This is a genomic window from Kitasatospora sp. NPDC058218, from assembly GCF_042882445.1.
Taxonomy (GTDB): domain Bacteria; phylum Actinomycetota; class Actinomycetes; order Streptomycetales; family Streptomycetaceae; genus Kitasatospora.
In genome coordinates this window covers 1-20,764 of record NZ_JBHVWC010000093.1, presented here as the reverse complement: position 1 = coordinate 20,764, position 20,764 = coordinate 1, and the positions used below count along the sequence as shown (strand labels likewise).

Below are 20,764 nucleotides of genomic sequence, written 5' to 3'. Positions count from 1 at the left end.
GCGGGTGTCGCCCCCTTGGTCGTTCGGGCGCGTTGTGGTCATTGTGCGGGGTCCCCCCGGGGCGCGCCCCGGGGGGGGCCCCCCCCCCCCCGGGGGGGGGGGCCCCCGCTTCCGCGTGTGCGCGGGGTTCAGCCGTGCCGCGTGCCGTAGCGCTGGTGGAAGCGCTCGACGCGGCCGGCGGTGTCCATGACGCGGGACTGACCGGTGTAGAAGGGGTGGCTCGCCGAGGAGATCTCGACGTCGACCACCGGGTAGGTGGCGCCGTCCTCCCACGCGGTCGTCCGGTCCGCGGTGAGGGTCGAGCGGGTCCGGAAGGTCAGGCCGCCGATCTTGTCGCGGAAGACGACCGGGCGGTAGGCGGGGTGGATGCCGGGCTTCATGGGCGGGGCTCCTCTCGGGTCGGGCGGGATGGGGCTCGGTGCGGCGCCGGGGTCAGCGCTCCTCGCGGAAGTCGACGTGCCTGCGCGCGGCCGGGTCGTACTTGCGCAGCACCAGCCGGTCCGGGTCGGTGCGGCGGTTCTTGCGGGTCACGTACGTGAAGCCCGTCCCGGCCGTGGACCTCAGCTTGACGACGGGGCGCAGTTCGCTGCGGGCCATGGATCCTCCTTCGGAATGGGCGGCCCTGGGGGCCGGCCCGGTGCCCGGTCGAAACCGTTCACCGAAATGGAAGTCGTTTTCGTGTCATCCCAACACGGTCGCCACCCGGTCCATTCCCGGGGTGCCTCGGAGCCGGCCGCACGCCGTCGGCCGTGCGCGACCGCGCACGCGCCGGGGCTCGCGATGCACCGCCGGCTCCGATCGTCCGCCCGCCACCGCCGGACCGGCGGTGGCGTCCGCCCGGGCCCCGCCCGCCCGGTGCCCGGTCGGATCCGCTCGGCGGGCGGATCGTGGTGCGGCTCCGTAGGCTCGACGCATGTCTGATGCGTACGCGGGCCGGCGGGAGCGTCTGAGGGAGCATTGCAGTGCGACCGGGGCCGATGCGGCGCTGATCACCCGGGCGGCGAACGTGCGGTACCTGACCGGGTGCCCGCCGTGCGGCGCGACGTTGCTGCTCACCCGGGAGCGGGCGCTGCTGGCGCTGCCGGACGACCTGCCGCCGGACGACACCGGTGAGCACCTGATCGCCGACGACGTCACCCGGGTACCGGTGGCGGCGGGGGCGGACACCGCGCTGGCGGCCGCCGCGGCCGCGGCCCGGCTGCGGGTGGCCGACCTGGCGGTGGAGGAGCACGACCTGACCGTCACCCGGCACCGGGCGGTGGCGGGTCTGGCGGAGGGCGTCCGGCTGGCCGACCTCGGCCGGGCGGTCGAACGGCTGCGGGTGGTCAAGGACGAGCACGAGATCGCCGACCTGCGGATCGCGGCCGAGATCGCCGACCAGGCGCTCGGCGAACTGCTGGAGTCGATCCTGGTCGGCCGCACCGAGCGGCACCTGGCGATGGAGCTGGAGCGCCGGATGATCGACCACGGTGCGGACCGGGCGGCCTTCCCGGTCTCGGTCGGCACCGGCAGCCACTCCGGCCAGCAGGCCCACCAGCCCACCGACCGGCGGGTGGAGGAGGGCGACTTCCTCACCGTCGTCCTCGGCGCCCAGTACCGCGGGTACGGCGTCTCCACCGCCCGGACCTTCGTGATCGGCGCGGCCCCCGCGCCCTGGCAGGTCGAGCTGCACCGGCTGGTGTTCCGGGCCCAGCGGGCCGGGCGGGAGGCGCTCGGCCCGGGCGTCGAGCAGTACGTGCCCGACCAGGCCGCCCGGGAGATCCTCCACGCGGCGGGGCACACCGAGAGCTCGCCGCACCCCGTCGGGCACGGCATCGGGCTGGAGATCCGGGAGGCCCCGCGCCTCGGGCCGTCGGACATGGGTAAACTGGACAGCCGCGTGCCGGTCACCGTCGGTCCGGGGGTTCACCTCCCGGGCAGGGGCGGTGTCCGGATCGAGGACACGCTCGTGGTGCGCCCCCTCGAAGAGGGCGGGCCCGAGCTGCTCACCATCACCACCAAGGAGCTCCTCGCCCTGTGACCCGCGGCTGCCCGGAGGCGGCCGCAGGCGGCAGGACGCACCCCTTGGTTCCTTGACAGCTATATCCAGGAGTAAGTGCGCCCGTGGCTTCCACGAACGATCTCAAGAACGGCATGGTTCTCAAGCTGGAGGGCGGCAAGCTCTGGTCCGTCGTCGAGTTCCAGCACGTCAAGCCCGGCAAGGGCCCGGCCTTCGTGCGCACCAAGCTCAAGGAGGTCCTGACGGGCAAGGTCGTCGACAAGACCTTCAACGCCGGCACCAAGGTCGAGACCGCCAACGTCGACAAGCGTGGCATGCAGTTCTCGTACAAGGACGGCGAGAACTTCGTGTTCATGGACACGGACACGTACGACCAGACCACGATCGAGCCCGCCGTCGTCGGCGACGCCGCGAAGTACCTGCTGGAGGGCTTCGAGGCCCTGGTCGCCATGTACGAGGGTGCCCCCCTGTACATCGAGCTCCCGGCCTCGGTCGAGCTGACCATCTCCCACACCGAGCCGGGCGTCCAGGGCGACCGCTCCACCGGTGGCTCCAAGCCGGCCACCCTGGAGACCGGCGCCGAGATCGCCGTCCCGCTGTTCATCGTGACCGGTGAGAAGATCAAGGTCGACACCCGCGACGGCAGCTACCTCGGCCGGGTGAAGTAAGTCCGTGTCGGCCGCACGCAGCAAGGCCCGTACGCGAGCCTTCCAGATCCTCTTCGAGGCCGACCACCGCGGGGTCGACCCGCAGCGGGTCCTCGCCGACTGGGTGGCCCGTGCCCGGGAGCCCAAGCCGGACGAGGGCACCCCGCAGGTCGGTGAGTACACCATGGAGCTGATCGAGGGGTACGTCCAGCACGCCCGCCGGATCGACGACCTCATCTCCGAGTACGCGGTGGGCTGGACGCTCGACCGGATGCCGATCGTGGACCGCAACGTCCTGCGGCTCGGTGCGTACGAGCTGATCTGGGAGGACGGCGTCCCGGACGCGGTCGTCCTGGACGAGGCCGTCGAGATCGCCAAGGAGTTCTCCACGGACGACTCCCCGGCCTTCGTCAACGGCCTGCTCGCCCGCTTCCTGGAGCTCAAGCCGAGCATCCGCCGGTAGCAGCACTCCGACGTACGGCCGCCGGATCCCGTCAGGGGTCCGGCGGCCGTCGTGCGTTCGGGCCGGGGGCGGTATGTTGGGGTCCTACTCGCCAGTAACCTGGTGCGCCGGTGACCCCGCTCGCCGGCGACCCCGCAGCGAAGGGCAGGCCACCCCCCATGACCACGGCGATCCGCAGCGAGTTCGACCAGGGCATCGCCCTCACTCGGCACCCGGCCGAACCGGGCCGCTACGACGGCGACCTGGGCGCCGGCTGGCAGATCGGCGGCGGCGTCAACGGCGGGCTGCTGCTCGCCATGGCGGGCCACGCCCTCTCCCTGGAGCACGGGGACCACGCCGACCCGGTCTCGATCAGCGGGTACTACCTCTCCGCCTCCCACCCCGGCCCGGCCACCGTCCGCACCGAGGTGCTCCGCACCGGCCGCTCGCTCTCCACCGGTACCGCCTCGCTCAGCCAGGACGGCGTGGAGCGGCTGCGCGTGGTCGCCACCCACGGCGACCTCGCCGACGCCGGCGGCGACGTGCGCACCACCGCGCGGCCGCCGCAGCTGCCGCCGCCGGACCAGTGCATCGGCGTCGAGCACGCCCCCAAGGAACTGATCGCGCAGGCCGCCCTGCTGGAGCGGTTCGACCTGCGGCTCGACCCGGCCACCATCGGCTGGGCGCTCGGGCAGCCCTCCGGCGACGGCCGGATCCAGGGCTGGTTCCGGCTCGCCGACGGCCGCGAGCCCGACCCGCTGCTGCTCCTGCTGGTCGCCGACGCGCTGCCGCCGGTCACCTTCGACCTCGGCATGCCGGGCTGGGCCCCGACCATCGAGCTGACCGTCCACCTGCGGGCGAAGCCCGTGCCGGGCTGGCTGCGCGTCACCCACGCCACCCGCAACGTGGCCGGCGGCTACTTCGAGGAGGACGCCGAGGTCTGGGACGAGTCCGGCCGCCTCGTCGCACAGTCCCGCCAGCTCGCCCGGGTCCCGCGCCCGGCGTGACCGGCGCGCCCTGACGGGCCCGGCCCGTCAGGGCGGCGGTCGGGCGGTACGGCGGGCGCGACACGCCCGCCTCACGGTCGGTTACATTCCTGTGACACGCCGTACGTGTGCGACACGCGGGGCTGGGGAGGACAACGGTCGACGGCACCCCCGCCGCCGACCGCCACCGCCCCAGGAGCCTCCGATGAGCCGCAACGGCCGCGCCCGCCGCACCCCCGACTGCACCGCCGCCGGCCCCCGCCCGCGCACGCGGTCGCGGCACGAGCGGCGCCGGGCGGACAGCGCCGAACAGGCCTTCGTCATCGGTGTCCTGACCAGCGCGGCCGACTTCGAGCGCGCCGGTGCCTGGCGCCTGTCCGACGCCCCGGACTACGAGAGCTACCTGCGGGACACCGCCGAGCTGCTCGACGAGGCCCGGCGCGGCTTCGACACCGTCCGGGCCCGGATGTTCCACCCGCAGGACTTCGAGGAGTTCTGCCTGCTGCACGGCCTCGACCCGGCCGAACCGGGCGCCCGCGACCGCTACCTGGTCAATCCGCCGTTGCAGACCCAGCTCCTCGCCTACCAGGGCGAGGAGCTGACCGGGGACTTCGTGCCCCGGCTGGTCCGGGCCCGGGAGAACGGGCTGACGCTGCGCCACGCGGACCTGCTGCTGGACGGCGGGCTCTACGAGGAGCACGGCCGCGCGGTGCGGGAGGCCTACCAGCGCGGCGCCGAGGTGTTCCGGCGGATGCTGGTCGGCGCCGGCAGCGGGGTGTACGAGCTGCGCCTCGCGGTGGACGCCCCCGGCGGCCGGCTGACGGCCACCGCCCGGGTGCTCCAGTGGGAGGACGGGGTGGTGCGGGTCAACGACGAGGACCTGGAGCTGATCTGCGCGGTGCTCTGCGCGGGCCTGGCCCGGGAGCTGCCGGCGCTGGCGGTGCTGCACGGCACGCGGGGTTCGGCGGCGGCCGGCGCCGGCGGTGCGGGCGCCGGTGAGCCCCGCGACGGCGCCGCCGACCAGTGCTTCCGCCGGGCGGCGTGGGCCTGGGCCAGCGGCGGGCAGGACTGGGCACCGACCGCGGCGCAGGTGCGGCTGGACGGCGTTGCGGCGGAGCCCGGCTACAGCCTGGGCACGGTCCGCTGAACCGCCCTGCGCAGCCCTCGGCCCGGCGCCGGCGGTTCCACGCGCGACGGCGCGGCCCCCGGTTCGGGGTGCCGCGCCGTGACGTTTCTGCTGGGCCCCGCCCGGTCCTGCTGACGGGAGCCGGTGTGGGCGAGCCTCAGCTCGCCTCCTCCTCGCGCACCGCACGGCGCGCGTCGGGGTTGAGTACGCCCCAGGAGATCAGCTGCTCGGTCAGGATCGACGGCGACTGGTCGTAGATCACGGCCAGGGTGCGCAGGTCGTCCTGGCGGATCGAGAGCACCTTGCCGTTGTAGTCACCGCGCTGGCTCTGGATGGTCGCGGCGTAGCGCTGCAGCGGCCCGGCCTTCTCGGAGGGGACCTGGGTCAGTCTCTCCAGGTCCAGCACGAGGCGCGGCGGCGGCTCGGCCGCACCACCGGGCGTACCGCCGGGCAGCAGCTCCTGCACCGGGACGCCGTAGAACTCCGCCAGCTCGGCCAGCCGCTGCACGGTGACCGCACGGTCACCGCGCTCGTACGAGCCGACGACGACTGCCTTCCAGCGCCCCTGGGACTTCTCCTCGACACCGTGCAGGGAGAGCCCCTGCTGAGTGCGGATCGCTCGGAGTTTGCCTCCGAGTTGCTTCGCGTAGTCGCTGGACATTGATCTCCCCGGACGAGATTGCTTCGCGTTCAGTGGTGGGTCACGGGCGATTGTCGACGCCGTTACCGGTGGGTTCGACGTCAGTCTCGTAACTCACTGTGAGGTTACGTAGAGTGAGGTAGCTGCGTCAAGCCGAATGGGGCAGTCGTGCGAATGGCCCGCATCGGCGATGCGTCGAGGACGTTAACCCGGTGAAGCGGAATCATGGACGCCTGTTTGCCCTCGGCCACGCTGGTACGATGACCGGAGCCCGCGCCGCGTCGGCGGGGGCGTCCCAGACATCCTTTAAGGCCCGTCCAGTGAGGCGGGGAAGGAGGTCCGCTTCGGCATGACCACACATCACGAACCGACGCCGCGCCCGCCGCACCAGGTGCTGGACGGCACGGACATCGCCCGGGTGATCACCCGGATAGCGCACGAGATCGTCGAGCGCGCCAAGGGCGCGGAGGACGTCGTGCTGCTCGGCATCCACACCAGGGGCGTGCACCTCGCCCGCCGCCTGCGCGACCGGCTGGCCCAGATCACCGGCCGGGAGATCCCGTTCGGGACGCTGGACATCACCATGTACCGGGACGACCTGCGGCTGAAGCCCGCCCGCGCCCTGGAGCACACCGAGATCCCGGCCGACGGCATCGACGGCAGGCTCGTCATCCTCGTCGACGACGTGCTCTTCTCGGGCCGCACCATCCGGGCCGCGCTCGACGCGCTCAGCGACATCGGCCGCCCGCGCGCCGTCCAGCTCGCCGTCCTGGTCGACCGCGGCCACCGCGAGCTGCCGATCCGCGCCGACTACGTGGGCAAGAACCTGCCGACCTCGCTGCGCGAGGCCGTACAGGTCCGCCTCGCCGACAGCGACGGCGTGGACGCCGTCCTGGTCGGCGACCGCGACACCACGGCCGCGTCGCGGCCCCCGCGCAGTGAGCGCAGCTCGCAGGCCCTGGCCTCCCGGCCGTCCGAACCGCACCTCCCGGAGTAACCCGCGTGAAGCGCCACCTCGTCTCCGCCGCCGATCTCACCCGCGACGACGCGCTGCTGATCCTGGACACCGCCGAGGAGCTGGCCCAGCTCTCCGGACGGGCCGTCAAGAAGCTGCCTACGCTCCGTGGTCGAACCGTCGTCAACCTCTTCTTCGAGGACTCCACCCGGACCAAGACCTCCTTCGAGGTCGCCGAGAAGCGGCTCTCCGCCGACGTCATCAACTTCTCCGCCAAGGGCTCCTCGGTCTCCAAGGGCGAGAGCCTCAAGGACACCGCGCTCACCCTGCAGGCCATGGGCGCCGACGCGGTCGTCATCCGGCACCACGCCTCCGGCGCGCCGGCCCGGCTCGCCCAGTCCGACTGGCTGCACGGCAGCGTCATCAACGCCGGTGACGGCACCCACGAGCACCCCACCCAGGCGCTGCTCGACGCCTTCACCATGCGCCGCCACCTCAACGCGGGCCTCGGCCGCGACCTCGCCGGTCGGCGGGTGACCATCGTCGGCGACGTCCTGCACAGCCGGGTGGCCCGCTCCAACGTCCACCTGCTCACCACCCTCGGCGCCCAGGTCACCTTCGTGGCCCCGCCGACGCTGCTGCCGATCGGCATCGACAACTGGCCCTGCGAGGTCAGCTACGACCTGGAGAGCGTGCTCCCCAAGACCGACGCGCTGATGATGCTCCGGGTGCAGCGCGAGCGGATGAACGCCGCCTTCTTCCCGACCGAGCGCGAGTACAGCCGCCGCTACGGCCTGGACGGCAACCGGATGGCGCAGCTGCCCGAGCACGCCATCGTGATGCACCCGGGCCCGATGGTCCGCGGCATGGAGATCACCGCCGAGGTCGCCGACTCGCCGCGCTGCACCGTGGTCGAGCAGGTCGCCAACGGCGTCTCCGTCCGGATGGCCGTCCTGTACCTGCTGCTCGGCGGCGCCACGCTCGCCGACGCCGCCCCCCGCACCGACTCCGTGGAGACCGCTCAGTGACCACCTACCTGATCCGCAACGCCCAGATCCTCGGCGGCGCCCCGCAGGACCTCCACCTCGCCGACGGCGTGGTCAAGGAGATCGGCACCGCCCTCGCGGTCGAGGCGGACATCGAGATCGACGCCACCGGCCTGATCGTCCTGCCCGGCCTGGTCGACCTGCACACCCACCTGCGCGAGCCCGGCCGCGAGGACGCCGAGACGGTGCTCACCGGCACCCAGGCCGCCGCGATGGGCGGCTTCACCGCCGTGCACGCGATGGCCAACACCTTCCCCGTGGCGGACACCGCCGGTGTGGTCGAGCAGGTCTGGCGCCTCGGCCAGGAGTCCGGCTACTGCGACGTGCGGCCGGTCGGCGCCGTCACCGTCGGCCTGGAGGGCAAGAAGCTCGCCGAGCTGGGCGCGATGCACGACTCGGCCGCCGAGGTGCGGGTCTTCTCCGACGACGGCAAGTGCGTGGACGACGCGGTGATCATGCGCAGGGCGCTGGAGTACGTGAAGGCCTTCGACGGGGTCGTCGCCCAGCACGCCCAGGAGCCGCGGCTCACCGAGGGCGCCCAGATGAACGAGGGCCAGGTCTCCGGCGAGCTCGGGCTCGGCGGCTGGCCGGCCGTCGCCGAGGAGGCGATCATCGCCCGTGACGTGCTGCTCGCCGCGCACGTCGGCTCGCGCCTGCACGTCTGCCACGTCTCGACGGCCGGCTCGGTGGAGATCATCCGCTGGGCCAAGGCCAAGGGCTGGAACGTCACCGCCGAGGTCACCCCGCACCACCTGCTGCTCACCGACGAGCTGGTCCGCTCCTACGACCCGGTGTACAAGGTGAACCCGCCGCTGCGCACCGCGGCCGACGTCCAGGCGCTGCGCAAGGCGCTCGCGGACGGCACCATCGACGCCGTCGCGACCGACCACGCGCCGCACCCGTCCGAGGACAAGGACTGCGAGTGGGCCGTGGCCGCGATGGGCATGGTCGGCCTGGAGACCGCGCTCTCCGTGGTGCAGCAGACCATGGTCGACACCGGCCTGCTGAACTGGGAGGGCGTCGCCGACCGGATGTCGCACCGCCCGGCCCGGATCGGCCGTCTCGGCGGCCACGGGCGACCCGTCTCGGTCGGTGAGCCGGCGAACCTGGTGCTGTTCGATCCCGCGTACCGTGGTGCCGTGAATCCCGACAGCTTCGCCACCCGCAGCCGTAACACCCCCTACCGCGGTCTGGACCTGCCCGGACGGGTGCACGCGACCTTCCTGCGCGGCACCGCCACCGTGCTGGCCGGCGAGCTGGTCGAGCAGGGCGGGCTCGCGTGAGCACCTTCGCCCTGCTCGCCCAGGAGAAGGCCAAGGTCACCGACTGGCCCGCGTACATCGGCTGGGCCGTCGGCCTGCTGCTGGTGATCGGGCTGATCTACTGGCTGATGCGCCAGGGCTGGAACTGGCGGCGCACCCTGCAGTCCGGCATCCCGCCGCTGCCCGCCGTGCCGGCCCGCGCCGGCCGGACCATCCTGGAGACCAGCGGCCGGTACCACGGCACCACCACCGCCGGGAACTGGCTGGACCGGGTCGTCGCGCACGGCCTGGGCACCCGCAGCCGCGCCGACCTGACCCTCGGCGCGGACGGCCTGCTGGTGCAGCGCCCCGGCGACGTCGACTTCTGGATCCCGGCCGAGCACCTGACCGGTGCCCGGACGGACTCCGGGATCGCCGGCAAGGTCGTGCCGTCCGGACTGCTCGTCGTCACCTGGACGCACGAGGGCACCGCGCTGGACTCCGGCTTCCGGGCCGACCACCCCGACGAGCACGCCGCCTGGGTCGAGGCGATCGCTCACCTTGCAACACGTACGCAGACGAAGACGGAAGAGGCCGCTCAATGACCGCACCTGCCCCCACCACGCAGCGCCAACGGCGGGACCGCGTCCCCGCCGTGCTCGTCCTGGAGGACGGCCGGACCTTCCGCGGCCAGGCCTACGGCGCGATCGGCGAGACCTTCGGCGAGGCCGTCTTCAACACCGGCATGTCCGGCTACCAGGAGACCCTGACCGACCCGTCCTACCACCGCCAGGTGGTCGCGATGACCGCCCCGCAGATCGGCAACACCGGCTGGAACGACGAGGACGACGAGTCCCGCCGGATCTGGGTCGCGGGCTTCATCGTGCGCGACCCCGCCCGCGTCGCGTCCAACTGGCGCTCGCGCCGCTCGCTCGACGAGGAGCTCGTCAACCAGGGCGTCGTCGGCATCAGCGGCATCGACACCCGCGCCCTCACCCGCCACCTGCGCGAGCGCGGCGCGATGCGCTGCGGCATCTTCTCCGGCCCGGCGCTGGCGGACGACGCCGCCCTGCTCGCCAAGGTGCAGCAGTCGCCCGAGATGAAGGGCGCCGACCTCTGCCCCGAGGTCGCCACCACCGAGGCGTACGTGGTGCCCGCCGTCGGCGAGAAGAAGTACACCGTGGCCGCGCTGGACCTCGGCATCAAGGCGATGACCCCGCAGCGGATGGCCGAGCGCGGCATCGAGGTGCACGTGCTGCCGGCGAACTCCACGCTGGAGGACATCTACGCCGTCAACCCCGACGGCGTCTTCTTCTCCAACGGACCGGGCGACCCGGCCACCGCCGACCACCAGGTCGCCGTGGCGCAGGGCGTGCTGGAGCGCAAGACCCCGTTCTTCGGGATCTGCTTCGGCAACCAGATCCTCGGCCGCGCGCTGGGCTTCGGCACCTACAAGCTCAAGTACGGCCACCGCGGCATCAACCAGCCGGTGCAGGACCGCACCACCGGCAAGGTCGAGGTCACCGCGCACAACCACGGCTTCGCCGTGAACGCACCGCTGGACAAGGTGAGCGACACGCCCTTCGGCCGGGTCGAGGTCTCCCACGTCTGCCTCAACGACGACGTGGTCGAGGGTCTCCAGGCGCTGGACGTGCCCGCCTTCAGCGTGCAGTACCACCCCGAAGCGGCAGCCGGCCCGCACGACGCGGCCTACCTCTTCGACCGGTTCGTCGCGCTCATGCGGGGCGACGACAAGCACAGTGTTGAGCTCATGGAGGGCCAGCGTGCCTAAGCGCACCGACATCAAGTCCGTCCTGGTCATCGGGTCCGGCCCGATCGTGATCGGTCAGGCCGCCGAGTTCGACTACTCGGGCACGCAGGCCTGCCGGGTGCTCAAGGCCGAGGGCCTGCGGGTCATCCTGGTCAACTCCAACCCGGCCACGATCATGACCGACCCGGAGATCGCCGACGCCACCTACGTCGAGCCGATCACCCCGGAGTTCGTCGAGAAGATCATCGCCAAGGAGCGCCCCGACGCCCTGCTGCCGACCCTCGGCGGGCAGACCGCGCTCAACACGGCGATCTCGCTGGACGCCAACGGCGTGCTCGCCAAGTACAACGTGGAGCTCATCGGCGCCAAGGTCGACTCGATCCACAAGGGCGAGGACCGCGAGCTCTTCAAGGGCGTCGTCGAGGCCGTCAACGCCAAGATCGGCCACGGCGAGTCCGCCCGCTCGGTGATCTGCCACACCATGGACGAGGTGCTGGCCGGCGTCGACACGCTCGGCGGCTACCCGGTCGTGGTCCGGCCCTCCTTCACCATGGGCGGCGCCGGCTCCGGCTTCGCCCACGACGAGGACGAGCTGCGGCGCATCGCCGGCCAGGGCCTGACCCTGTCGCCGACCACCGAGGTGCTCCTGGAGGAGTCCATCCTCGGCTGGAAGGAGTACGAGCTGGAGCTGATGCGCGACAAGAACGACAACGTCGTGGTCGTCTGCTCCATCGAGAACTTCGACCCGATGGGCGTGCACACCGGTGACTCGATCACCGTCGCCCCGGCGATGACGCTGACCGACCGCGAGTACCAGATCCTGCGCGACATCGGCATCGCCGTCATCCGCGAGGTCGGCGTCGACACCGGCGGCTGCAACATCCAGTTCGCGGTCGACCCCGTGGACGGCCGGGTCATCGTCATCGAGATGAACCCGCGCGTCTCGCGCTCCTCGGCGCTGGCCTCGAAGGCGACCGGCTTCCCGATCGCCAAGATCGCGGCGAAGCTCGCCGTCGGCTACACCCTGGACGAGATCCCCAACGACATCACCGAGCAGACGCCGGCGTCGTTCGAGCCGACCCTCGACTACGTCGTGGTGAAGGTCCCGCGGTTCGCGTTCGAGAAGTTCCCGAGCGCCGACGCGACGCTGACCACCACCATGAAGTCGGTCGGCGAGGCCATGGCCATGGGCCGCAACTTCCCCGAGGCGCTCAACAAGGCGCTCCGCTCGCTGGAGAAGAAGGGCTCCCAGTTCACCTGGGCCGGCCCCGTCGGCGACAAGGCCGCGCTGCTGGAGAAGGCCGTGGTGCCCACCGACGGCCGGATCAACACCGTCATGGAGGCCATCCGGGCCGGCGCCACCGAGGAGGAGGTGTTCGAGGCCACCAAGATCGACCCGTGGTTCGTCGACCAGCTCTTCCTGCTGGACGAGATCGCCGCCGAGCTGACCGAGGCCGGCGAGCTCACCCCCGAGCTGCTGCGCCACGCCAAGCGGCACGGCTTCTCCGACCAGCAGATCGGCGAGATCCGCGGCCTGCGGCCCGACGTGGTCCGCGAGGTCCGGCACGCGCTCGGCATCCGCCCGGTGTTCAAGACCGTCGACACCTGCGCCGCCGAGTTCGCCGCCAAGACCCCGTACTTCTACTCGTCCTACGACGAGGAGAACGAGGTCGCCCCGCGCACCAAGCCCGCGGTGATCATCCTCGGCTCGGGCCCCAACCGCATCGGCCAGGGCATCGAGTTCGACTACTCCTGCGTCCACGCCTCCTTCGCGCTGGCCGAGGCCGGGTACGAGACCGTGATGGTCAACTGCAACCCGGAGACCGTCTCCACCGACTACGACACCTCCGACCGGCTCTACTTCGAGCCGCTCACCCTGGAGGACGTGCTGGAGATCGTCCACGCCGAGCAGCAGGCCGGACCGCTGGCCGGCGTGATCGTCCAGCTCGGCGGCCAGACCCCGCTCGGCCTGGCCCAGGCGCTCAAGGACAACGGCGTGCCGATCGTCGGCACCCAGCCCGAGGCGATCGACCTCGCCGAGGAGCGCGGCGCCTTCGGCCGCGTGCTGCGCGACGCCGGCCTGCCCGCCCCCAAGCACGGCACCGCCTTCTCCTTCGAGGAGGCCAAGGCGATCGCCGACGAGATCGGCTACCCCGTGCTGGCCCGCCCGTCCTACGTGCTCGGCGGCCGCGGCATGGAGATCGTCTACGACGAGGCCTCGCTCGCGTCCTACCTGGAGCGGCACGCCGGTCTGATCTCCGAGCACCCGGTGCTGATCGACCGCTTCCTCGACGACGCGGTGGAGATCGACGTCGACGCGCTCTACGACGGCACCGAGCTCTACCTCGGCGGCGTCATGGAGCACATCGAGGAGGCCGGCATCCACTCCGGCGACTCCGCCTGCGCGCTGCCCCCGATCACCCTCGGCGGCTACGACATCAAGCGGCTGCGCGCCTCCACCGAGGCGATCGCCCGCGGCGTCGGCGTCCGCGGTCTGATCAACATCCAGTTCGCCCTCTCCGGCGACATCCTGTACGTGCTGGAGGCCAACCCGCGCGCCTCCCGCACCGTGCCGTTCACCTCCAAGGCCACGGCGGTGCCGCTGGCCAAGGCCGCCGCCCGGATCTCGCTCGGCGCCACCGTCGCCGAGCTGCGCGCCGAGGGCCTGCTCCCGGCCGAGGGCGACGGCGGCACCCTGCCCGCCGACTGCCCGATCTCCGTCAAGGAGGCCGTGATGCCGTGGAGCCGCTTCCGCGACATCTACGGCCGCGGCGTGGACACCGTGCTCGGCCCGGAGATGCGCTCCACCGGCGAGGTCATGGGCATCGACAAGGTCTTCGGCACGGCGTACGCCAAGTCGCAGGCCGGTGCCTACGGCGCGCTGCCGACCAAGGGCAAGGTCTTCGTCTCCGTCGCCAACCGCGACAAGCGCAACCTGGTCTTCCCGGCCCGCGCGCTGGTCGGCCTCGGCTTCGAGATCCTCGCCACCGCCGGCACCGCCGAGGTGCTGCAGCGCGGCGGCATCCCCGCCACCGTGGTGCGCAAGCACAGCGAGGGCGAGGGCCCGAACGGCGAGCGGACCATCGTCCAGCTGATCCACGACGGTGAGGTCGACCTCATCATCAACACGCCGTACGGCACCGGTGGCCGCCTCGACGGCTACGAGATCCGCACCGCCGCCGTCGCGCGCGCCGTGCCCTGCCTGACCACCGTCCAGGCCATGGGCGCCGCCGTCCAGGGCATCGACGCGCTGCTGCGCGACGAGGTCGGGGTGATGTCGCTCCAGGAGCACGCCCAGCTGATCAACGCCGGCCGCGCGAAGTAGCACCACCGCAGTGGGGGGCACCGAACCGCCGGGTGCCCCCCACTGCCATGCCCACCCCCACCCCGGCCTTCGGCCGGGGGACCCCCAGGCCCGCCACCGCCCTGCCGACGGGCTGCGCCCCGCCCCCTCTGGAGGCCCGTTTTGTACAAGCTCCTGTTCGACCACGTCTTCAAGAAGATGGACCCCGAGAAGGCGCACCACCTGGCCTTCTTCTGGGTTCGGCTGGCCTCCTCGGTGCCCGGGCTGCGCAGCCTGGTGCGGTGGGTGCTCGCGCCGCGGGACCGCGCGCTGCGCACCACCGCGCTCGGCCTCGACCTGCCCGGGCCGTTCGGCCTGGCGGCCGGCTTCGACAAGAACGGCGTCGGCATCGACGGTCTGTCGATGCTCGGCTTCGACTACGTCGAGATCGGCACCGTCACCGGTGAGCCGCAGCCCGGCAACCCGGCCCCGCGGCTGTTCCGCCTGGTCGAGGACCGCGCGCTGATCAACCGGATGGGCTTCAACAACCAGGGCTCGGCCCGGGTCGCCGCCCGCCTCGCCCAGCGCCCGCACACCAGCTCCACCCCGGTCGTCGGCATCAACATCGGCAAGACCAAGGTGGTCGAGGAGGCCGACGCGATCGCCGACTACGTGAAGTCCACCGAGCGGCTCGCCAAGTACGCCGACTACCTGGTGGTCAACGTCAGCTCCCCGAACACCCCGGGGCTGCGCAACCTCCAGGCCGTCTCGCACCTCGGCCCGCTGCTCGCCGCCGTCCGGGAGGCCGCCGACCGCTCCACCGCGCACCACGTGCCGCTGCTGGTCAAGATCGCCCCCGACCTGGCCGACGAGGACGTCGACGCGGTCGCCGACCTCGCCCTGGAGCTGGGCCTGGACGGCATCATCGCCACCAACACCACGATCGGCCGCGAGGGCCTGCGCGAGAGCGCCGCCCGGATCGAGGAGATCGGCATGGGCGGCCTCTCCGGCGCCCCGCTCAAGGCCCGTGCGCTGGAGGTGCTGCAGCGCCTGCGCGCCCGCACCGAGGGCCGGCTGACCCTGGTCTCGGTCGGCGGCATCGAGACCGCCGAGGACGCCTGGCAGCGCATCGTCCACGGCGCCGACCTGGTCCAGGGCTACAGCGCCTTCATCTACCAGGGCCCGTTCTGGTGCCGGCGCATCCACAGGGGCCTCTCCGCCCGCGTCCGGGCCGGCGGCTTCCGCAACCTGGCGGCCGCCGTCGGCAGCGCCAAGGCCTCCTGAACCCCCTCACCCACGCCGTACGCCCTGGAAGGACGTCATGACCCTCGCCCCCTTCGGTGCCCGCCTGCGCCACGCCCTCGACACCCGCGGCCAGCTCTGCGTCGGCATCGACCCGCACGCCGCCCTGCTCGCCGCCTGGGGGCTGGAGGACTCCGTGGCGGGCCTGGAGACCTTCAGCCGCACCGTGGTCGAGGCCCTGGCCGACCGGGTCGCCGTGCTCAAGCCCCAGGCCGCCTTCTTCGAGCGCTTCGGCTCCAAGGGCGTCGCGGTGCTGGAGAAGTCCGTCGAGGAGGCCCGCGCGGCCGGCGCGCTGGTCCTGATGGACGCCAAGCGCGGCGACATCGGCTCCACCATGGCCGCCTACGCCGAGGCCTTCCTCGCACCGGGCAGCCCGCTCTTCTCGGACGCCGTCACCGTCAGCCCCTACCTGGGCTTCGGTTCGCTGCGCCCGGCGCTCGACCTGGCGGCGGCGAGCGGCGCGGGGGTGTTCGCGCTGGCGCTCACCTCCAACCCGGAGGGCGCCGAGGTGCAGCGCGCGACCGGCGCGGACGGCGAGTCGGTGGCGGCCTCCGTGCTGCGGCAGCTGGCGGCCGAGAACGCCGGCGCCGAGCCGCTCGGCTCCTTCGGCGCGGTGGTCGGTGCGACGCTGGCCGACGCCGGCGTTGACCTGGCGATCAACGGCCCGCTGCTGGCCCCGGGGATCGGCGCCCAGGGCGCCACGATGGCGGACCTGCCGCGGGTGTTCGGCGCCTCGGTGCGCAACGTGGTGCCGAGCGTCAGCCGGGACGTCCTGCGGCACGGCCCGTCGCTGCCGGCCCTGCGGGAGGCGGCGGAGCGCTTCGTCCAGGAGTACGCGGACGCGGTGAAGTAGCGGGCGCCGGAACGCCGTCGGAGGGCACGGAACGGCCGCCCGGGAGGTGGCGTGATGTGCTGCGATGGCGTGACGGGGTGGCGCGGGGCCTCACGACTTGACGTGAGCGCCGTCACATCGGTGGTGCCAAAGGTCCGCAATCGCGGTCATTTTGCCCGGGAAAGTCCTGGTCGGCCTTGGCTGACCAGGACTTTTCGTGTTCTTTTCCTGACGTGGCGCCGCAATCCGGGTAGTGTCCGGCGATAGGTCATCGAAGAGCGGCGATTCCCGTTGCTCTCGCAGGTCAGAGCCGTGAGGTTCCCCTGCGGCCGGTGTCCTGGGAACCAAACCAGTCATAGCTCAATCCCTTCCTTCCACACCCTGAGGTGAACGGCGTGGCTCTTCCGCCCCTTACCCCTGAACAGCGCACCGCCGCGCTCGCCAAGGCCGCCGAGGCTCGCCGGGAGCGCGCCGAGGTCAAGAACCGGCTCAAGCACTCCGGCGCCTCCCTGCACGAGGTGATCAAGGCCGGCAAGGCCGACAACGACGTGATCGGCAAGATGAAGGTCTCCGCACTGCTGGAGTCCCTCCCGGGCGTGGGCAAGGTCCGCGCCAAGCAGATCATGGAGCGCCTCGGCATCAGCGAGAGTCGTCGTGTCCGTGGCCTCGGCACGAACCAGATCGCCTCCCTGGAGCGGGAGTTCGGCGGCGGTGCCGCCTGACCGTGCCCCCGTGGTCCCGGGAGCGTCCGCGATCCGGGATAATCGGTGCATGAGTGAGCGTCCGCGGCTGACCGTGCTCTCCGGCCCCTCGGGGGTCGGCAAGAGCACGGTCGTCGCTCATATGAGGAAGCAGCACCCCGAGGTCTGGCTCTCGGTGTCGGCGACGACCCGCCATCCGAGGCCGGGCGAGCAGCACGGGGTCCAGTACCACTTCGTCGACAACGACGAGTTCGACAAGCTGATCGCCAACGGCGAGTTGCTGGAGTGGGCGGTGTTCGCGGGCAACCGCTACGGCACCCCGCGCCAGGCCGTGCTGGAGAAGCTGGAAGCCGGCGTGCCGGTCCTGCTGGAGATCGACCTGCAGGGCGCCCGTCAGGTGCGCGAGTCGATGCCCGAGGCGCAGCTGGTCTTCTTGGCTCCGCCGAGCTGGGACGAGCTGGTGCGCCGGCTCACCGGCCGGGGCACCGAGCCGCAGGACGTGATCGAGAAGCGGCTGGACGCGGCCAAGGTCGAGCTGGCCGCCGAGCCGGAGTTCGACACGAGTCTTGTCAACACCTCGGTCGAGCAGGTAGCGGCCGAACTGCTAGCCTTGCTCGGTGTAGCCTGACCTGTCTGTCTTTTCCACCTTTCGGAAGGTTTTCGCGTGTCCTCTTCCATGACCGCGCCCGAGGGCATCATCAACCCGCCGATCGATGAGCTGCTTGAGGCCACCGACTCCAAGTACAGCCTCGTGATCTACGCCGCCAAGCGCGCGCGCCAGATCAACGCGTACTACTCGCAGCTCGGTGAGGGCCTGCTGGAGTACGTCGGCCCGCTGGTCGACACCCACGTGCACGAGAAGCCGCTGTCGATCGCGCTGCGCGAGATCAACGCCGGCATGCTCACCGCGGAGGCGATCGAGGCGGCCTGAGTCGGCCCCCTCTCGTTCTGTCGAACTGTCGAAGGGCCCGCCGGATTCGTTCCGGCGGGCCCTTCGGCGTTCCTGCGGCCGTGCGCCCCTGCTCGGCCGGTGTCCGCCGGCGGGGGAGGTGGGACGGGGTGCACCGTCCCGCCGGCCGGCGGGGGGTCGTAGGGTGAGCACGTCCCGAGCGAGGAGAGAGTGGGAAGCATGAGCGCGAGCACGGACCGGGCCGACGCCCCCCGCGTCGTCCTCGGCGTCAGCGGCGGCATCGCCGCCTACAAGGCGTGCGAGGTGCTGCGGCGGTTCACCGAATCCGGCCACCAGGTCACCGTGGTGCCCACCGAGGCCGCGCTGCACTTCGTCGGCGAGGCCACCTGGGCCGCGCTCTCCGGCCGGCCGGCCGCCACCGAGACCTGGGAACGGGTCCACGAGGTGCCGCACGTGCGGATCGGGCAGAGCGCCGACCTCGTCGTGGTCGCCCCCGCGACCGCGGACCTGATGGCGAAGGCGGCCCACGGGCTGGCCGACGACCTGCTCACCAACACCCTGCTCACCGCGCGCTGCCCGGTCGTCCTGGCGCCCGCGATGCACACCGAGATGTGGGAGCACCCGGCGACCCGGGAGAACGTGGCCACGCTGCGCCGCCGGGGCGTCGTCGTGCTGGAGCCCGCCGTCGGACGGCTGACCGGCAAGGACACCGGCAAGGGGCGGCTGCCCGAGCCCTCCGCGATCTTCGACGCCTGCCGGGCGCTGCTGCGCCGGGGCACCGCCGTCGCCGATCTGGCCGGCCGGCACGTGGTGGTCTCGGCCGGCGGCACCCGTGAGCCGCTGGACCCGGTGCGCTACCTCGGCAACCGCTCCTCCGGGAAGCAGGGCTACGCGCTCGCCGCCACCGCCGCCGCGCGCGGCGCCCGGGTGACGCTGCTCTCGGCCAACGCGGAGCTGCCCGACCCGGCCGGGGTGGACGTGGTGCACGTCTCGACCGCGCTGGAGCTGCGGGAGGCCGCGATCAAGGCGGCGGCCGACGCCGACGTGGTGGTGATGGCCGCCGCGGTGGCCGACTTCCGGCCGGCCGAGTACGCCGGCGGCAAGATCAAGAAGGTGGACGGGGTCGAGCCGGCCCCGGTCGCGCTGGTCCGCAATCCGGACATCCTGGCCGAGCTCTCCGCGCACCGCCCCCGTTCGGGTCAACTGGTGGTGGGTTTCGCGGCGGAGACCGACGACGTGCTCGCGAACGGTCGCGCCAAGCTCGCCCGCAAGGGCTGTGACCTGCTGGTGGTGAACGAGGTCGGCAACGGCAAGGCGTTCGGTGCGGACGTCAACGAGGCCGTGGTGCTGGGCTCGGACGGCAGTGAGACGGCGGTGCCGGTGGGGCCCAAGGAGGCGCTCGCCGACGTGGTGTGGGACCTGGTCGTGAAGCGGTGGCAACCGGTCGCGGAGTGATCTCAAGGAGCGAGCATCCGGTCTCCTTTTCCGGAATCGAGTCCCGATAGCCGGTAGCTGACCGTTACACTCCAGGAATCAAGTCTTTCCGGATGTCCCCGGTTCGCCGGGGGCCTTCAGTCAGCAGCCGCTGCAACCCCAGGGAGCGCTGTGTCTCGCCGCCTGTTCACCTCGGAATCCGTGACCGAGGGACACCCCGACAAGATCGCTGACCAGATCAGCGACACCATCCTTGACGCTCTCCTCCGAGAGGACCCGACGTCCCGGGTCGCCGTGGAGACGCTCATCACCACCGGCCAGGTGCACGTGGCCGGCGAGGTGACCACCAAGGCTTACGCGCCGATCGCGCAGCTCGTCCGGGACAAGATCCTGGAGATCGGCTACGACAGCTCCAAGAAGGGCTTCGACGGCGCCTCCTGCGGCGTGTCGGTGTCCATCGGTGCCCAGTCGCCCGACATCGCACAGGGTGTCGACACGGCGTACGAGGCCCGGGTGGAGGGTGACGAGGACGACCTGGACAAGCAGGGCGCCGGTGACCAGGGCCTGATGTTCGGCTACGCGTCCGACGAGACGCCCGAGCTCATGCCGCTGCCGATCACCCTGGCGCACCGCCTGTCGCGTCGCCTCTCCGAGGTCCGCAAGAACGGGACCATCCCGTACCTGCGCCCCGACGGCAAGACCCAGGTCACCATCGAGTACGACGGCGACAAGGCCGTCCGCCTCGACACGGTGGTCGTCTCCTCGCAGCACGCGAGCGACATCGACCTCGACTCGCTGCTCACCCCGGACATCCGCGAGTTCGTCGTGGAGCCGGAGCTCAAGGCGCTGGCCGAGCAGGGCATCAAGCTCGTCACCGACGGCTACCGCCTGCTGGTCAACCCGACCGGGCGCTTCGAGATCGGCGGCCCGATGGGCGACGCCGGCCTCACCGGCCGCAAGATCATCATCGACACCTACGGCGGCTTCGCCCGCCACGGTGGCGGTGCCTTCTCCGGCAAGGACCCGTCCAAGGTGGACCGCTCGGCCGCCTACGCGATGCGCTGGGTGGCGAAGAACATCGTCGCCGCCGGCCTCGCCAGCCGCGCCGAGGTGCAGGTCGCGTACGCGATCGGCAAGGCCGAGCCGGTCGGCCTCTTCGTGGAGACCTTCGGCACGGAGACCGTGCCGGTGCTCGCCATCCAGAAGGCCGTCACCGAGGTGTTCGACCTCCGCCCGGCCGCGATCATCCGCGACCTGGACCTGCTCCGCCCGATCTACTCGCAGACCGCCGCGTACGGCCACTTCGGCCGTGAGCTGCCGGACTTCACCTGGGAGCGGACGGACCGGGTCGAGCAGCTGAAGAAGGCCGTGCAGGACTGACCTGCGGTCGGCTGATGTGATCGGACCGCAGGCGGGGGGGGGGCCCCCCCCCCGGGGGCCGGCCCCCGC

Annotated in this window: 21 protein-coding genes; 18 read left to right on the top strand and 3 right to left on the bottom strand. The window is 72.1% G+C overall.

What is annotated here, in order from left to right; all coding sequences use genetic code 11:
- Positions 1-128: 128 nt before the first annotated feature.
- Entirely contained in the window at positions 129-380 is a 252-nt protein-coding gene (locus ACFVYI_RS39060) for a type B 50S ribosomal protein L31 (RefSeq protein ID WP_387894427.1), read from the bottom strand.
- A 52-nt stretch (positions 381-432) separates the two neighbouring features.
- Entirely contained in the window at positions 433-597 is a 165-nt protein-coding gene (gene rpmG / locus ACFVYI_RS39055) for a 50S ribosomal protein L33 (RefSeq protein ID WP_387894426.1), read from the bottom strand.
- 316 nt (positions 598-913) lie between these two features.
- Between rpmG and ACFVYI_RS39050 the strand changes: the two genes are divergently transcribed.
- From ACFVYI_RS39050 to ACFVYI_RS39030, 5 genes are all read left to right on the top strand, one after another.
- Positions 914-2,020, top strand: coding sequence for a M24 family metallopeptidase (locus ACFVYI_RS39050; protein WP_387894424.1), 1,107 nt, complete (start codon positions 914-916; stop codon positions 2,018-2,020).
- An 83-nt stretch (positions 2,021-2,103) separates the two neighbouring features.
- Positions 2,104-2,667 carry an elongation factor P gene (efp, locus tag ACFVYI_RS39045; protein ID WP_329486783.1) on the top strand — a complete coding sequence of 188 codons (564 nt, stop codon included), beginning with the start codon at positions 2,104-2,106 and terminating at the stop codon, positions 2,665-2,667.
- Between the two features lie 4 nt (positions 2,668-2,671).
- On the top strand, positions 2,672-3,109 hold the full coding sequence (gene nusB, locus ACFVYI_RS39040) for a transcription antitermination factor NusB (protein WP_329486782.1): 438 nt from the start codon (positions 2,672-2,674) through the stop codon (positions 3,107-3,109).
- A 158-nt stretch (positions 3,110-3,267) separates the two neighbouring features.
- Complete coding sequence (locus tag ACFVYI_RS39035) at positions 3,268-4,095, top strand: thioesterase family protein (protein ID WP_387894421.1); 828 nt, start codon at positions 3,268-3,270, stop codon at positions 4,093-4,095.
- Between the two features lie 184 nt (positions 4,096-4,279).
- Positions 4,280-5,221, top strand: coding sequence for a hypothetical protein (locus tag ACFVYI_RS39030; RefSeq protein WP_387894420.1), 942 nt, complete (start codon positions 4,280-4,282; stop codon positions 5,219-5,221).
- Positions 5,222-5,357: 136 nt separating this feature from the next.
- On the opposite strand, the gene ACFVYI_RS39025 is transcribed toward ACFVYI_RS39030, so the two are convergent.
- Positions 5,358-5,861, bottom strand: a complete 504-nt coding sequence (locus ACFVYI_RS39025) for a transcriptional regulator (RefSeq protein WP_031072501.1) — start codon at positions 5,859-5,861, stop codon at positions 5,358-5,360.
- 328 nt (positions 5,862-6,189) lie between these two features.
- Here ACFVYI_RS39025 and pyrR point away from each other — a divergent pair, with 328 nt between their 5' ends.
- From pyrR to metK, 13 genes are all read left to right on the top strand, one after another.
- Positions 6,190-6,837 (top strand): bifunctional pyr operon transcriptional regulator/uracil phosphoribosyltransferase PyrR, encoded by a 648-nt coding sequence (gene pyrR / locus ACFVYI_RS39020; protein ID WP_387894419.1) that lies wholly within the window; start codon positions 6,190-6,192, stop codon positions 6,835-6,837.
- Between the two features lie 5 nt (positions 6,838-6,842).
- A complete protein-coding gene (locus tag ACFVYI_RS39015; RefSeq protein ID WP_387894418.1) occupies positions 6,843-7,823 on the top strand; it encodes an aspartate carbamoyltransferase catalytic subunit in 981 nt (326 codons plus the stop codon).
- A complete protein-coding gene (locus ACFVYI_RS39010; RefSeq protein WP_360641073.1) occupies positions 7,820-9,124 on the top strand; it encodes a dihydroorotase in 1,305 nt (434 codons plus the stop codon). Before ACFVYI_RS39015 ends, ACFVYI_RS39010 begins: the two co-directional genes overlap by 4 nt.
- On the top strand, positions 9,121-9,687 hold the full coding sequence (locus tag ACFVYI_RS39005) for a hypothetical protein (protein WP_387894417.1): 567 nt from the start codon (positions 9,121-9,123) through the stop codon (positions 9,685-9,687). The genes ACFVYI_RS39010 and ACFVYI_RS39005 overlap by 4 nt, the downstream gene beginning before the upstream one ends.
- Positions 9,684-10,874, top strand: coding sequence for a glutamine-hydrolyzing carbamoyl-phosphate synthase small subunit (gene carA, locus ACFVYI_RS39000; RefSeq protein ID WP_387894416.1), 1,191 nt, complete (start codon positions 9,684-9,686; stop codon positions 10,872-10,874). Before ACFVYI_RS39005 ends, carA begins: the two co-directional genes overlap by 4 nt.
- Positions 10,867-14,178, top strand: coding sequence for a carbamoyl-phosphate synthase large subunit (gene carB / locus ACFVYI_RS38995; protein ID WP_387894414.1), 3,312 nt, complete (start codon positions 10,867-10,869; stop codon positions 14,176-14,178). The genes carA and carB overlap by 8 nt, the downstream gene beginning before the upstream one ends.
- Before the next feature lie 141 nt (positions 14,179-14,319).
- Positions 14,320-15,420: a quinone-dependent dihydroorotate dehydrogenase gene (locus tag ACFVYI_RS38990; protein WP_387894412.1), complete on the top strand. Its 1,101-nt coding sequence runs from the start codon at positions 14,320-14,322 to the stop codon at positions 15,418-15,420.
- Positions 15,421-15,457: 37 nt separating this feature from the next.
- A complete protein-coding gene (gene pyrF / locus ACFVYI_RS38985) occupies positions 15,458-16,291 on the top strand; it encodes an orotidine-5'-phosphate decarboxylase (protein ID WP_387894411.1) in 834 nt (277 codons plus the stop codon).
- Positions 16,292-16,665: 374 nt separating this feature from the next.
- The gene (mihF, locus tag ACFVYI_RS38980) at positions 16,666-16,992 is read left to right on the top strand and encodes an integration host factor, actinobacterial type (RefSeq protein WP_030056187.1); all 327 of its coding nucleotides are present in this window, start codon (positions 16,666-16,668) and stop codon (positions 16,990-16,992) included.
- A 49-nt stretch (positions 16,993-17,041) separates the two neighbouring features.
- A complete protein-coding gene (gmk, locus tag ACFVYI_RS38975) occupies positions 17,042-17,599 on the top strand; it encodes a guanylate kinase (RefSeq protein ID WP_387894410.1) in 558 nt (185 codons plus the stop codon).
- A 36-nt stretch (positions 17,600-17,635) separates the two neighbouring features.
- Positions 17,636-17,902: a DNA-directed RNA polymerase subunit omega gene (rpoZ, locus tag ACFVYI_RS38970; protein WP_030240625.1), complete on the top strand. Its 267-nt coding sequence runs from the start codon at positions 17,636-17,638 to the stop codon at positions 17,900-17,902.
- A 198-nt stretch (positions 17,903-18,100) separates the two neighbouring features.
- Positions 18,101-19,336: a bifunctional phosphopantothenoylcysteine decarboxylase/phosphopantothenate--cysteine ligase CoaBC gene (gene coaBC, locus ACFVYI_RS38965; RefSeq protein ID WP_387894408.1), complete on the top strand. Its 1,236-nt coding sequence runs from the start codon at positions 18,101-18,103 to the stop codon at positions 19,334-19,336.
- Between the two features lie 150 nt (positions 19,337-19,486).
- Positions 19,487-20,695, top strand: coding sequence for a methionine adenosyltransferase (gene metK, locus ACFVYI_RS38960; RefSeq protein ID WP_387894407.1), 1,209 nt, complete (start codon positions 19,487-19,489; stop codon positions 20,693-20,695).
- Positions 20,696-20,764: the final 69 nt, after the last annotated feature.